Origin of the sequence: Anabaenopsis tanganyikae CS-531, assembly GCF_029891675.1 — a bacterium.
Taxonomy (GTDB): domain Bacteria; phylum Cyanobacteriota; class Cyanobacteriia; order Cyanobacteriales; family Nostocaceae; genus Anabaenopsis; species Anabaenopsis arnoldii.
On record NZ_JANQDF010000114.1, the window covers coordinates 1 to 14,099 of the forward strand.

Consider the following 14,099-nt stretch of genomic DNA (forward strand, 5'->3'; position numbering starts at 1 on the left):
TAAGTTGGGGAATAAATGGGGCGTAATATGGGAAGATGATCATAAGGTTAATTATAATCGGTTGTGACTGCAAATAAAAATTTTCATAATACCCCATTATGATGAAAATCTAACCTAATTTTAGCAGAAACAATTGTGAAAATCAACCTTTTTCCGCCATCAATTCGCAATACAACAAAAAGATAAATATAATCAGGTAGATAGAATATAAAAAACCTATTGAAAATCTCAAATGCGTTCAGAGTCAAATATCGAGGATGTGCAGGAACCAATTACCAGCGCACCGCCAGAAGTGCGACAAATTATTGAGCGAGTATGGAAGTTAGAAAAAGGGAGACTAGATAAGAAAAGCAATAGCCATATAAATGAAGAGATATTGGATATTGTGAAGGAAGAGGTGCGATGAAGCTGACTTCAATTAAACTGTGCAACTTTCGCTCCTTTTATGGCACAACACCAGAAATACTGCTTGCAGTAGGAGATAATCGTAACACCACAATTATTCATGGAAATAATGGTTCTGGAAAGACGAGTCTACTCAATGCATTTACTTGGGTGTTATATGAAAAATTTACTGCTGCTTTTGCTTCCACAGAACAACTAGTTAATAAACGCTCAATAGCCGAAGCTCAAAAAGGTCAAGCTGTGGAATGTTGGGTAGAAGTGGCCTGGGAACATGAAGGTAAACGCTATCGAGTTAAACGTTCCTGTCGAGTTTATAAAAATGATATTGACTTTGAAGCGAGTAAAACTGAGTTACGGATGTGGGTATGTGAGGATGATGGTCAATGGTATATCCCAAACCAAAACCCCGATAATATCATTAATCAGATTTTACCTGCAAGTTTACATCAGTATTTTTTCTTTGACGGTGAACGCATAGAGGAAATAGTGCGATGTGATAAAAAAGCCGAAATTGCCGAAGCGACTAAAATTTTCTTGGGTGTGGAGGTGATTAACCGTTCCATTAGACACCTAGGAGAAGCTAAAAAAAGTTTGGAAAATGAACTAAAAGCGATTGGTAATGCAGAAACGAAACAGCTACTCAGACAGCAAGAGAAGATAGAACAAGAGAGTGAACGCATCACCAACAGACAAACAGAAATTAAAAAAGAATTAGAATATCAACACACTTTGAAGAAAGAGACAAGTAACCGCTTGCTAGAACTTGTTGCTGCTAAAGAATTGCAAGACAGATGGAAAAGTTTAGAATTACAGAAAGCAGAAAACCAGGAAGCATTTAAGAAAAATAAAGAAGCCCTGAAAAAGATAATTTCAGCACGGGGTTATACAGTCATGCTTTCGGATACTACATCTCAATTTCGGAAAATTATTGATGATTTAAAGCAGAGAGGTGAGTTAAAGTCGGGTATTTCGCGGGAATTTCTGAATGACTTATTAAAATCTGAACGCTGTATTTGTGGTGCTGACTTAAGCATTGGTACTGCTCATCATAAACATATTCAAACCTGGTTAGTTAAAGCAGGTTCTTCAGTAGTGGAAGAAACAGCAATTCGTATGGCTGTTCAAGTAGATGAAATCGATAAACAAGCAGCGGCTTTTTGGGAAGAAGTTGATAAAGAACAAGCCAGGATTAAACAGTTAAGGGACACAATATCTCAAGTGGAGAATGAGTTAGATAATATTCAAGATAAACTCAGAAAAGATACTAATGAGGAAATTAGCAGCTTGCAAAAACGTTTAGACGAAATAGAACTTAATATTGATGAATTAAATAGAGAACAGGGTGCAAATCAGCAGCAACTTATCCAATTAAAAACAGAACTTGATGCTTTAGCTAAACAAATATCTAAACAGCAACTAAATGAAGCAAAACAAATATTAGCACAGCGCCGCATTCATGCTACTCAAGATGCTATTGAACGCTTAACAGAAGTTAAAAATCGGCAAGAAAAACAATTTCGTCTGCAACTGGAAAAGCGAGTACAAGAGATATTCAATCTGCTTTCAGTCAAACCATATACTCCCAAAATTAGCGAAAAATATGAATTGACTTTAGTAGAATATACTGCGGGTATAGAAGCACCAGTTGCATCTTCCACTGGGGAAAACCAAATTCTCAGTTTATCTTTTATTACTAGTATTATGGATAAGGTGAGGGAATGGAGTCAAAAGCGCAAAATGATGATGCTTCCTGATAGTAGTACTTTTCCCATAGTCATGGATTCGCCCTTTGGTAGTTTGGATGAAACCTCACGTAGACGTATAGCAGCGAAAATTCCTGAATTAGCTAATCAGTTAATTGTGTTAGTAACTAAGACTCAATGGCGGGGTGAGGTGGAAGAGGAAATGACGGAGATGATTGGGAGAGAATATGTGCTGAATTATTATTCTTCTAAACCAGATTGTGAGCAAGATTATATTCAGTTAGGTAAAGAAAGATATTCTTTAATCAGGCAAAGTCCCAATGATTTTGAGTATACCGAAATTATGGAAGTAGTTCGTAATTAACTGTCGTGTGAATGATGCAGGATAAGAGAAAAAAGGCGATCGCCAGCTGTTTTAGTATAAAATAGTGATTTTAAGGATAATGGTTGAAACTGGTAGAATCAGGGTTGCTAAAGACAAGGCTCAGTTAGTTAAGGATTTAACATCTTCAGAGGGCGGAACAGGACCGTTTTCCACTTTTGCTGATGTCATCGTATTTGCAGCAGCTTTGGGTGCAAAGCATAAAAAGCGTGTCCCTTTGGGGGAAATTGCCAAAAGGGAACCATCACCTATTAGGTTAGAATATTTTGCTTCAGTGGGAACTGACATAGTGATTAAATTATTGGGAGTAACTGAAACTCAGCACATTAAAGTATTATCTCCCCATGAAGAAGAATATGATAAGCAACGTAACCATATTTTTGAAGAATATGCTAATGGGGGACTGGAGATATTAGAACAAGAGTTAAGGGGAGCAGTGGATTATTCAGAGCGCATTTTATTATTTTTAACTTATGAAAGAAGCAATTACGGGGAAGAAGAAGAGGAATTTGATTTAAGCAAATTTCTTTTTTGATGACCATAACCTTGCTAACTCTGCTACTTATAAAATAATTGGTAGTCCTACTTGCTTAGGTTCAACCAACTTACCATCAAAGCCTATGGTTTTATTTTCTACAGTTCTCGCATCAGCCAAAGCCCTGCGCAGTTCAGCTCGTTCCATCTGCTCCTGAACTCCACCCAAAATATAAATGAGTAACTTGGCTGCTAATTCCCGTCCTGAAACCTGCACCCGCTTTTTATTGGGGTCATACAAAACACCATACCATAACGATTGTGGATACTCCATACCACTCAAGCCGCCTTGTCGGTCGAATTTCCGCAGCTTTTTAAAGATATCCTCCAGTGAGAAACCCTTTTGAAAAACCAAAATTCCCAAAGCTTGAGCTAAAGCCACTTGAGCTACAGGACGGAAAAGCATATTTCCGTCACCTCCATCCTTTTCAAAACTAAAGCGTCGCAAAGTGGGGGTGTCTTCTTCATCCAGCAGCTTATAACTGGGAAGGGTTGCTAAATAATCAAATAGCTGGCGGAATTCCTCAATTCCCTGCTCAAGTTCGTCATCCTCGGGTCGCATAGGAATTAAGCCTTTTTCCGCAGGTTTCCAGTGAGGGAACTTTTGCCCCAAATATCGCTCACACATATCATGGAGAGCTTGCAGGGTGGTTAAAACAGTAGAATTAGATGCCACTGTCCCACTATTCCAATTAACGCGAGGATTGCGATCTTGTCGTTGTTCGAGAAGCGGATGAGTAACAGCGATTTTTCTGGCCACAATAGAAAAACCATCATCCTCATTTAGCTGTGCTAATTGACCTTTAGTTAAAGGTGCAGCCATCAAGTTAACATGAACAAAAATCGATCTCACTCTGCGCCGCGCCTGGGTGCGAGTTTCCCCAGACGCAACTGCACAGATGAACTCAATGCCAATTTTTTCTTTGGGTAAACTTTGTAACTCGTCAAGGTCTACTTGGTACTTTTCTATCAAATCACTGACTGTGATCGAATTATCATCAGCAGTTTTATCCTTCTTATAGCGCTGAAGTTTGCTGGTTTTGATTAACTCCATCAAACCCTGCACACCCATCAGGCGGTGTTGACCATCTAAAGCATAAATATTCACATCATCCTCAGAAATATTCAGCAGACCCACTTTACCGTCTTGATCCAAAGGGGTAAAATCAGTGGTAGATTTTAAAGCTATTCCCTGACTATCCCACTCAGGAGCTTTGGGATTATCCACCCAGGGTTGATTAATCACCACGAGAACAGGTGGGAATTTGTGACTTTTCCGCGCTGCTAAGTACTGTACTAGGGGCGCTTGTCGTGACCAGTCAAGGGGACGTTGCTGAATTTCGTCAATGCTGTCTGCGTCAACTACATTACCAGTTTGTGGATTGTACTTTTTCTGAAGTAAGGGTAAACCAGATGCAAAGTGAACGCGACCCGCAAACCATTCTAGGGTGACAGAACCAACATAAGCCTCAGTACCACCCATCTCAGTTTTCTGGACGAAAATATGGTCTTTTTTGGCTAAGAAATTTTTGAGTAGTAAGGATAGTACCTGTTGTTCCTTATGTTCTCTTTCCAGGTATTCCTGAGCGATGTCAGAGTGGGTCATGTTAAATTTTCAAAACTAAATAGTGTAGGATAGTAGAATTATCCGCAAAATTGGGTATTAGTAGTAAGGTTTTTAAAAATTTTTCGTACCTATATTAAGTAAATTTTTTTGTATGTTAGCCATTTCCATTCACACGGGTGGAAATAGTCACGCCGATATTTTCAGAGGTAGAAAGACCATGAGTACAGCACAACAACCAGAAAATAAAGGTCAGCAATCGCCTACTGTAGCAAATTTAGTGGCTGATATCCAAGCTTTGACCACTGAAATTCAAGAATTGTATTGTTTAGATGATGTACCTTGGGTAGTGGGATATTCAGGTGGTAAAGACAGTACAGCAACTTTACAACTGGTATGGAATGCGATCGCTGGACTACCACCGGAAAAAATCCACAAAAAAATTTACGTAATTACTACAGATACACTGGTAGAAAATCCTATCGTAGCTGCGTGGGTACGTAATTCGCTCAAACAGATGAAAACTGAAGCCCAAAGGCAAAGATTACCATTTGAAACCCATTTATTACAGCCAGAACCTAAACAGACTTTTTGGGTTGGTTTGATTGGTAAAGGGTATCCAGCGCCAAGAGGTAAATTTCGCTGGTGTACAGAACGTCTCAAAATAAATCCCTCCAATCGCTTTATTCGTGATGTCATCCGTACGAAAGGGGAGGCCATTGTTGTACTAGGTACTCGCAAAGCTGAAAGCAGAGCGCGTGCTAATAGAATGAAAAAATGGGAAGCTAAACGGGTACGTGCTCACCTCAGTCCTAACATGAACTTGCCAAACTCTCTAGTTTACAGTCCCATTGAGGATTGGCAAAATGATGAGGTTTGGATTTATCTGATGCAATGGGAAAACCCTTGGAATTATAGCAATAAAGATTTATTCGCCATTTATAGAGGTGCATCTGCTGATAATGAATGTCCTTTAGTAGTGGATACAACTACTCCCAGTTGTGGTAGCTCTCGTTTTGGTTGCTGGGTTTGTACATTAGTTAGTCAGGATAAATCACTGACAGCTATGATTCAAAATGATGAAGAAAAAGAGTGGATGCAACCTTTACTTGATTTCCGTAAGGAATTAGATATTGAAGAAAACCGCGATCGCAGAGACTTTCGCCGCAGAAGTGGGGATGTCCAACTATATGAACGTAACTTAGAAGGTGAAGTATCAGTTGAGCCTATTCCTGGACCATATATTAAAGAAGCGCGTGAAGATTGGCTCAGAAAGTTACTCACAGTTCAAAAACAACTCCGAGTTAGAGCACCAGAAAATATGCGCGATATTACTTTAATTACCCCTGAAGAACTGAGTGAAATTCGCCGGATCTGGCTAGAAGAAAGACATGAATTTGATGACACCTTACCGCGGATTTATCAAGAGGTGACTGGTGAGGTATTCCAAGACCCCCGTCCCGGTGCTGGGTATAGTTTACTCGGGAGTGATGAATGGGTGGTACTAGAAGAAATCTGTGGTGATGATGCTATGCATTTGGAGCTAATGGCGAAGTTATTGGACACAGAACGCCAGTATCGTAAAAAGGGACGACGGGTAGGAATATATGACACCCTAGAAAAATGTTTTGCTACCAGTTCCCGCTCCCCTGAAGAAGCAATTAAAAACGCCCATTTGAAACGTGATTTAAAAACAGCGGTTGACGCAGGTGATATAGAAAGGGTTAAGCAGCTGACTTTAGGTAATGCTATGGATGAACCCGATAAATCGCCATCTTGGGGAAGCATGAAATTTAAAAAGCAAGATATAACAGGGAATTAGTCAAAATCTGTTATTCCCCCATATTCTAGAAACCCACAAATCAATGATATTCCTTGAACTCGTATTACAAAACTTTGGTCCTTACTGTGGTCGTCAGGTAATCAATCTTAACCCAAAAATTGATGGAGAAAATGCTTGTCCCATTATCCTATTAGGGGGAATGAATGGCGGGGGAAAAACTACCCTGATGGATGCAATGCGCCTAGCATTATATGGTCATCGCGCCCAATGTTCCACCCGTGGTAACCTAAGTTATAACGACTTTCTCACCCAATGCGTTAATAGCCACACTCCACCACTGGAAGATACTCGCATTGAATTGGTTTTTGAACATATTGAAAATGATGAGCCAGTAAAATATAGAGTGGTGCGACGCTGGACAAAAGAACCTAAAGATGGTAAGGACCAACTAGGTATTTTAGATGCTCAAGAATGGCTGGATATTGCCTTAGTGAATATTTGGGATGAGTATATAGAAAATCTCTTACCATTAGGAATTTCTAACTTGTTTTTATTTGATGGTGAACAAGTCAAGGAACTGGCGGAGCAGGAAACACCTCCTCCCATTGTGGTTGATGCAATTCGTGGGCTTTTAGGTTTAGAACTAGCTGAACGATTATCAGTTGATTTAGATATTATAGTCAACCGCAAGCGTAAGGAAATCGCTGATACTCAAGACTTGGTGAATTTAGAAGAAATTGAGCAAAAACTGAAGGTACAACTACAGGAATATCATAAAATTGAGCGGCAATTCCAAGAATTTAATCAGACTTTATTGGAAGCGGAGACAAAGCAGCAAGAAGCTTTTGACAAATTCATTGCTGAAGGTGGTAAAATAGCAGGCGATCGCAGTCAGTTAGAAAAACAAAAATATGACATAAATAGCGCCGCGGAAAAGACACGTTTAGCCATGGGTGAATTAGCTGCGGATATCTTACCTTTAGGTTTAATTGAACCTTTACTCCAGGAAACTTATATTCAAGGAGAGAGAGAATTTCGCACTCAACAAGCTAAAGTAGCCTATGATTTACTCTTACAAAGAGATCAGCGTTTAATTGACTTGATTAATCAATTAAAAATTAGCAACAAGCAAGTTGAGAAAATCACAGAATTTATCTCAGCGGAAAATAATAAGATTCAGCAAGATACCATACAAGAATCCTGGCTATTAACTGACTCAGAAACCCTGAATCAATTAGATAATATTATTCATCATTATCTGTTGTATACGAAAAAAGTAACCCAAGATAAGTTAACAGACCTGCACTCCCAAGAAGAAGAAATTATCACCCTAGAAAGACAAATTCAAACCGCTGCATCTCCAGAAGACTATCAAAGATTAGTGGATAACTTACAACAAACACAAAAGGAAGTTGCACAAGCAAAAGCAACTTGTGAAATAACCAAAAGTCAATTAAATCAATTAGAAAGTGAGATTCGTAACACAAAAAAAAGCCTAGAACAATATACAGAAACTAATATTGACCGCAAACATAATGAACATATTATTAACGCAGCCGCTAAAGTTCAAGATACATTAAAACTGTTCCGTGAGAAATTAACTCTGAGAAAACTAAATAAACTAGAAATTGAAGTTACGGAATGCTTTCGCTACCTGCTACACAAATCAGATTTAGTGCATCGGGTCGCCATCGACACCAACACATTCAGCCTATCGCTGTATGATCTGAATGGTAAATCAGTATCCAAACAGAGACTTTCCGCGGGAGAAAAGCAACTACTAGCCATCGCGTTTCTCTGGGGATTAGCGCGAGTCTCAGGCCGTCGCTTACCCGTAGCCATAGACACACCCCTGGGTAGACTAGACTCATCCCACCGGGGAAACCTCCTAGAAAGGTATTTCCCCTCTGCTAGCCATCAAGTTATACTGTTATCAACAGATACAGAAATTGGTAAGCATGAAGTAGAAACACTGAGAAATAATCAAGCGATCGCCCGGGAATACCTCCTCAAGTATAACTCCTCTACCCGTCAAACTACAGTCATAGAAAATCAATATTTTTGGTAAATATGGAATCTCCCATTGAAAGAATCAAACTTTCTCAAACAGCCAAAGAACAACTACTTAAACTTAAACGTAGCACTAAAATTGACCAATGGAACATTTTATGTCGTTGGGCTTTTTGTCGTTCCTTAGCAGAATCTGCCCCACCCTCACCGGTACCAATTCCCCAAGATAGCAACGTAGAAATGACCTGGCGGGTATTTGGTGGCGAAATCTCCGATATTCTTCTGCTCGCCCTGAAGCAACGCTGCCATAATGATGGCTATGGTACAGACAAAGAAACCCTAGCTACGCAATTTCGCCTGCACTTGCATCGTGGAATTGGTTACTTAGCAGGAGACCCAAATATCAAGAAAATTGAAGACCTAATTGAATTAGCAGTCAAACATTGAAAGGATATTAGTTAACAGTCAACAGTTAACAGTTAACTGATATGGCCGAATCTTTAGAAATCGAGCGTCACAGAGCAGCGATCGCTCGTCATGATATATCTCGCCCTGTCCGCTTGGCAATAGACTGGCAAATCCTCACTCAAGAGACTTCATTTTTTGATTATGGCTGTGGCCACGGTGGTGATGTGCAGCGAGTCGCCAAATTAGGCTATAGTAGCGCCGGTTGGGACCCTTACTACTTTCCCAAGGACACCATTAGCGTCGCCGATATAGTCAACTTAGGTTATGTCCTCAACGTCATTGAAGACCAAGAGGAACGCCGCCGAAGTCTGATCCGCGCCTGGGAAATTACCCAAAAAGTTCTAATTGTCGCTGCACAAGTATTAATTAACGCCCCGAGTAAAACCCAACTAGCTTACAGCGATGGTATAGTTACTCGCCGCAACACCTTTCAGAAATATTACGAACAACAAGAACTCAAAACTTACATAGATGAGGTACTGAATGTAGATGCAGTACCAGTAGCCTTGGGTGTGTATTTTATCTTTCGTGATGATGTAGAAAAAGAAAGTTTTAAAGCCATCCGGTTCTTTTCTAGCACTGCTACACCTAGAGTACGTATTCCCAGTAAGCGGTTTGAAGACTACCAGGAACAACTAAAACCACTGATAGACTTTTTTACCAAACGTGGCAGGCTACCTGTAAAAGGTGAATTAGGGAATCAAGAGGAACTACTCACAGAATTTGGTAGCTTCCGCCGAGCCTTTAATGTAGTTTTACAAGTTACCGATGAAGCAGAATGGGATGCGATCGCCTATCGTCGTTCCTTAGACATTCAAGTATATCTTGCCCTCAGTCACTTTGATCAACGTCCCACATGGCACAAACTACCCCCAGAAATGCGCCAAGACATCAAAGCCTTTTTTGGTAGCTACGAAGAAGCTTGTCAAGTAGCTGACCAAAAGCTTTTCAGCTTAGGTAATCCCCAAGTTATCCACAAAGCCTGCGAAAAGAGCAAAATTGGCAAACACACACGGGGCGCACTTTACGTTCATGTGTCTGCCCTAGCAGCCCTTGACCCCTTACTACGAATTTATGAAAGCTGTGCTAGCCGCACCATCGGGCGTGTAGACGGAGCCACATTAATCAAATACCATCTTGACAAGCAACAAATATCTTACTTATTTTACCCACAATTTGACATTGATCCCCATCCAGCCTTAACAGCCAGTATTACCATTGACTTAAAAACCCTATACATCACTCACCGAGATTATGCAGATAGAGCCAATCCGCCCATTCTGCACCGCAAAGAAACCTTTGTAACTCCCAATTACCCACACTACCAACAATTTGCCCAACTCACCCAACAAGAAGAAGAATTAGGATTACTCAAGCAAAAAAGTGACATTGGTACCCGTGCAGGTTGGGAAAAATGCTTGGCTGCACACGGCGTAAAAATCACAGGTCATCAAATTCATCAACTCAAAGAATTTTAACTAAATTCCATGTTTCCTAAGAAAAATACAGCAACTGTGGCAAGATAACTGCAATTGATCAAATTGAGAAAGAACCTGGACAAAATGAACCCCGTGCGATCGCTAGTAAAAGTTTTTGGTAGCCGTAAAATGGCCGCCTTGACATTAATAGGTTTCTCATCCGGCTTACCATTGTTCTTAACCAGCCGAACCCTCCAGGCTTGGATGACTGTAGAACAGGTAGATTTAGGTGCTATTGGCTTATTCAGCCTTGTAGGTCTACCCTACTCCTTAAAATTTATCTGGTCACCCTTGCTAGACAGGTTTGCAGTGCCAATTTTAGGGAGGCGACGCGGCTGGTTAATCATACTGCAAATTGGGTTATTCATTGCCATTGCCCTCATGGCTTGGCAACAACCCAAGCAAGCATTACAATTATTAGCGATTAATGCTGTGGCGATCGCCTTTTTAAGTGCTAGTCAAGACATTGCCGCCGATGCTTACCGTACTGATGTTCTAGAAGAATTAGAATTAGGAGCAGGTGCTGCTGTTTTCGTCTTAGGTTATCGAGTAGCGCTGTTATTCACAGGGTCTTTGGCATTAATCCTAGCGGACAGTTTACCCTGGTCATCAGTTTACCTATTGATGTCCTTGGGTATGGGTATTGGAATTCTTGCCACCTTATTTGCGCCAGAACCCAAAGAAACCAGCCCCCCAGAATCCTTAGCAGCTGCGGTAATTTTACCCTTTGGGGAATTTTTCGGGCGCCACGGTGTACTCCAAGCAATTTTAATTGTGCTGTTCATCGTCCTGTATAGACTGGGCGATGCCTTTGTTAACAATATGTCTACACCCTTTTTGTTGCAAACAGGATTTACCCAAACCGATATCGGCGCAATTCAAGGTGGTATGGGGCTAATTGCTACCATCGTTGGCACCTTAGCAGGTGGAGCAATTTTGAGTAGAATTGGTATCAACCGTTCGCTCTGGTTATTTGGTGCTTTGCAAGCGGTGAGTAACTTAGCTTATTATATCCTGGCTAATCTTGGTAAAAACTACTCGGCTTTAGTGTTAACAATTAACATTGAAAACTTCTGCGGTGGCTTGGGAACAGCAGCCTTTGTGGCATTTTTGATGAATATGTGTAACCAGCGGTTTTCCGCCACCCAATATGCTTTATTATCCAGTTTTATGGCGGTCAGTCGTGATATTCTAGTCGCGCCCGCTGGGACTTTAGCAAAAATTACGGATTGGCCTTTATTTTTCATTATCAGTATGGTTGCTGCTATCCCAGGATTACTTCTGTTACCATTCTTTGCCCCTTGGACCCCTAAACCAGTGGCAATATCCAGACCAGGACTTGAAGAAGATGAGGATTTATGGGGAACCAAATAGTTATTATTGTTGGCACATTTATTCTCTTACTCACCGGCTTGTTACTCGGCTATGTTCTCTCACAGTTAGTTTTAGGATTTCTAGAACTTAACCAACTAACAATCTTCGGAACATTCAGTCTAGTTGTAATCTTTGGTACACTTTATTACGTTTTGTTTTGGCAGCTAGGTCGAGAACAATCACGCTTAAGATCTCAAAACAGACGAGATGCGGTACAGGAGCAAACAACAACCCTGATAACCGATAGCCATCTCAAAAACAAACTCATTGCTAAATTAGGAGGTGATGTAGCCGCTGCTGAACAATTGATTCAACAAGCAAGGGTTAATTATCCGGGAATGCCAGAAAATTGGTACTGCGAGAGGGCTATTGATGATTTGGAACGGGAGCAACGCTAACCAGCTTCAAAACTCGATAGAATAAGTCAAGCCAATATTCTCAGCAGCCCCAAGATTGCAATTAAATTATGGTGATCATTCGTCAGTATATTGCCCCATTGCTCGTAGTGTTAATCTTTTCATTAGCACTGGTAGCAGTCAGCGCCCGTATTTTCCTACCCTCTGATATGGCAGCACCCGCACCAGTAGAAGAGAATGGGCAAATAGGAACATGGGTGAATGGGGAAGAAGAATTATTTTCTGTTTCACAAACCCCTGGGGTGTGTTTGTCTATTTTACCCCCCGTAACCAAGAATTTAACGGTAACTGAGTTTGTCTGAGGAACTGCTACCGGGCTACTATATTCGTCCCGGTTCAACACAAGAGCGATCGCTGCTGGTCAAGTTTATGCAGCAAACTTACCGGGAACTATTTCCCCAGCAAGACTTTGCCCATCTAGCCAGAACCGTTGATCAGTATTTCTCCCCAGATACACCCTTGTGGTGGGTAGAGTGTTTGGGTGAGGAATCCCCTATTATTGCCTGTCTCTGGGTAGGAAATGCCATAGATCAAGTCCGGGGCGATCGCCATGCTCACATTTTTCTTCTCTACGTTGTCCCAGAATATCGGCGACGGGGTATTGGTACAGCTATGATGAGGTATGTAGAAAATTGGGCAACTCAAAGAGGCGATCGCCAAATTGGTTTACAGGTTTTTCCATCCAACTCAGCAGCCTTCAACCTTTACCATAACTTAGGTTATCAAACCCAATCCCTATGGATGCTAAAATCACTAACTAAAGGTTTGTAGTCAGGAGTCCTAGTTTTATTTACCTTGTAGGTAGTTCACCCCTAAATGATCTAAATATATCTATTTAATGCTACCAGATAAATATATAAATATTAATTATGTATGACGAAGAAGACCTAAGCCTACTTGATGGAGAGGAAGAGCTAGAAAGCCCCCTGGATAACATAGCACCCCTAACCACTGAATCTCAAGGGCCAAAGCCAGATCCAGAGGAAATGCTAGCTCTTTTAGAAAATCATCAACCCCAACAACGGATGCTTGCAGCTCGTGCTTTTTGTGATCTGGAAGATGCACGGGCTACACCCCATTTAATTCGCCTGTTAACTGATACCTGTCCCTTGGTGCGGGTGAGTGCAGCCTATGGGATTGGACGCAATCCCAGCCCAGAAGCAGTAGAACCGTTAATAAATCAACTTAACAAAGACTGGAATGGCTATGTACGTAAGGGGGTAGTTTGGGCTTTAGGAAATTGCCGCGATCGCCGTTCTCTAGCCCCCCTAGCAGACGCTTTAAAAACCGACATTTCCGCCGTGCGTTTGTGGTCTGCTAGCGCCTTAGCCCAAATGGCAGATGTTGGATATGAGACTGTTGTGGGAGCAATACCACCAGTAATTGAAGCCTTAGTCCAAGACCCAGTAGCAGCAGTGCGGAGTAACTGCGCTTGGACAATTGGGCAGTTGTGCCGAGAATTACCGTCTAATATTATCTATGCCACAGCGATCGACGCTTTGATTCAAGCCTTCGCCGAAGACAAGGATTTAGGAGTGCGGGAAGACGCCAAAGCCTCACTATTAGGGGTAGGTGACCCCCGTGGCTTACAGCTGATTGAAACCCTAGAACAAGAGGGATGGTTTTGATGGGTGGGGAATGATACTTACAGCCATCGGTTTGCTGTTTAAGATTTCTGTCTCTGAGCGATTTGCATAAGCAGACGAAGTGCTTCGTTAACCGATTCACTTGTGGGAAAGGCTTGAGCAACGTCAGGTTCAAGTAATACTACATTTGTTCCTGCTGGGTAGCGATCAACATATTTTCCTCTAACACCACCCTGCATCTTGCTAAAGTCATACTCAGGTCTACAATAATTTAATGAATTTATAGTCATTTATGTACATTTGTAGTATAATATTATGAGTGTACGATCATTAAATGAATGAAACTATCTGATTATGCAAAAAAGGTAGGGATAAGTTATAGAACTGCGTGGCGTT

At 41.1% G+C, this 14,099-nt stretch carries 14 protein-coding genes; 12 read left to right on the plus strand and 2 right to left on the minus strand.

The features are described 5' to 3' along the window. Positions 1 to 232 precede the first annotated feature (232 nt). The 3 genes from NWP22_RS11575 (at position 233) to NWP22_RS11585 (ending at position 3,025) form a co-directional block, all read left to right on the plus strand. Positions 233 to 406, plus strand: coding sequence for a hypothetical protein (locus tag NWP22_RS11575; RefSeq protein WP_271733740.1), 174 nt, complete (start codon positions 233 to 235; stop codon positions 404 to 406). After that, positions 403 to 2,472, plus strand: coding sequence for an AAA family ATPase (locus tag NWP22_RS11580; protein ID WP_271733741.1), 2,070 nt, complete (start codon positions 403 to 405; stop codon positions 2,470 to 2,472). The genes NWP22_RS11575 and NWP22_RS11580 overlap by 4 nt, the downstream gene beginning before the upstream one ends. 79 nt (positions 2,473 to 2,551) lie before the next feature. Beyond that, the gene (locus NWP22_RS11585; RefSeq protein ID WP_271733742.1) at positions 2,552 to 3,025 is read left to right on the plus strand and encodes a DNA phosphorothioation-associated protein 4; all 474 of its coding nucleotides are present in this window, start codon (positions 2,552 to 2,554) and stop codon (positions 3,023 to 3,025) included. Between the two features lie 27 nt (positions 3,026 to 3,052). On the opposite strand, the gene NWP22_RS11590 is transcribed toward NWP22_RS11585, so the two are convergent. Then, on the minus strand, positions 3,053 to 4,630 hold the full coding sequence (locus NWP22_RS11590; RefSeq protein WP_280801908.1) for a DGQHR domain-containing protein: 1,578 nt from the start codon (positions 4,628 to 4,630) through the stop codon (positions 3,053 to 3,055). A 178-nt stretch (positions 4,631 to 4,808) separates the two neighbouring features. Between NWP22_RS11590 and dndC the strand changes: the two genes are divergently transcribed. The 9 genes from dndC (at position 4,809) to NWP22_RS11635 (ending at position 13,745) form a co-directional block, all read left to right on the plus strand. After that, a complete protein-coding gene (dndC, locus tag NWP22_RS11595; protein ID WP_280801909.1) occupies positions 4,809 to 6,410 on the plus strand; it encodes a DNA phosphorothioation system sulfurtransferase DndC in 1,602 nt (533 codons plus the stop codon). Positions 6,411 to 6,453: 43 nt separating this feature from the next. Then, complete coding sequence (gene dndD / locus NWP22_RS11600; protein WP_280792166.1) at positions 6,454 to 8,439, plus strand: DNA sulfur modification protein DndD; 1,986 nt, start codon at positions 6,454 to 6,456, stop codon at positions 8,437 to 8,439. A 2-nt stretch (positions 8,440 to 8,441) separates the two neighbouring features. After that, positions 8,442 to 8,828, plus strand: a complete 387-nt coding sequence (dndE, locus tag NWP22_RS11605; protein WP_271733746.1) for a DNA sulfur modification protein DndE — start codon at positions 8,442 to 8,444, stop codon at positions 8,826 to 8,828. Positions 8,829 to 8,869: 41 nt separating this feature from the next. Beyond that, complete coding sequence (locus NWP22_RS11610; RefSeq protein WP_280801910.1) at positions 8,870 to 10,327, plus strand: DNA phosphorothioation-associated putative methyltransferase; 1,458 nt, start codon at positions 8,870 to 8,872, stop codon at positions 10,325 to 10,327. An 84-nt stretch (positions 10,328 to 10,411) separates the two neighbouring features. Continuing rightward, a complete protein-coding gene (locus NWP22_RS11615) occupies positions 10,412 to 11,701 on the plus strand; it encodes an AmpG family muropeptide MFS transporter (protein ID WP_271733755.1) in 1,290 nt (429 codons plus the stop codon). Then, on the plus strand, positions 11,686 to 12,099 hold the full coding sequence (locus tag NWP22_RS11620) for an ABC transporter permease (RefSeq protein ID WP_271733749.1): 414 nt from the start codon (positions 11,686 to 11,688) through the stop codon (positions 12,097 to 12,099). Before NWP22_RS11615 ends, NWP22_RS11620 begins: the two co-directional genes overlap by 16 nt. A 68-nt stretch (positions 12,100 to 12,167) precedes the next feature. Next, entirely contained in the window at positions 12,168 to 12,419 is a 252-nt protein-coding gene (locus tag NWP22_RS11625) for a hypothetical protein (RefSeq protein ID WP_271733750.1), read from the plus strand. A 67-nt stretch (positions 12,420 to 12,486) separates the two neighbouring features. Further along, positions 12,487 to 12,888, plus strand: a complete 402-nt coding sequence (locus NWP22_RS11630) for a GNAT family N-acetyltransferase (RefSeq protein ID WP_271733756.1) — start codon at positions 12,487 to 12,489, stop codon at positions 12,886 to 12,888. A gap of 98 nt (positions 12,889 to 12,986) precedes the next feature. After that, complete coding sequence (locus tag NWP22_RS11635) at positions 12,987 to 13,745, plus strand: HEAT repeat domain-containing protein (RefSeq protein ID WP_280801911.1); 759 nt, start codon at positions 12,987 to 12,989, stop codon at positions 13,743 to 13,745. Positions 13,746 to 13,783: 38 nt separating this feature from the next. On the opposite strand, the gene NWP22_RS11640 is transcribed toward NWP22_RS11635, so the two are convergent. Continuing rightward, positions 13,784 to 13,993 (minus strand): hypothetical protein, encoded by a 210-nt coding sequence (locus tag NWP22_RS11640; protein WP_280801912.1) that lies wholly within the window; start codon positions 13,991 to 13,993, stop codon positions 13,784 to 13,786. Positions 13,994 to 14,099: the final 106 nt, after the last annotated feature.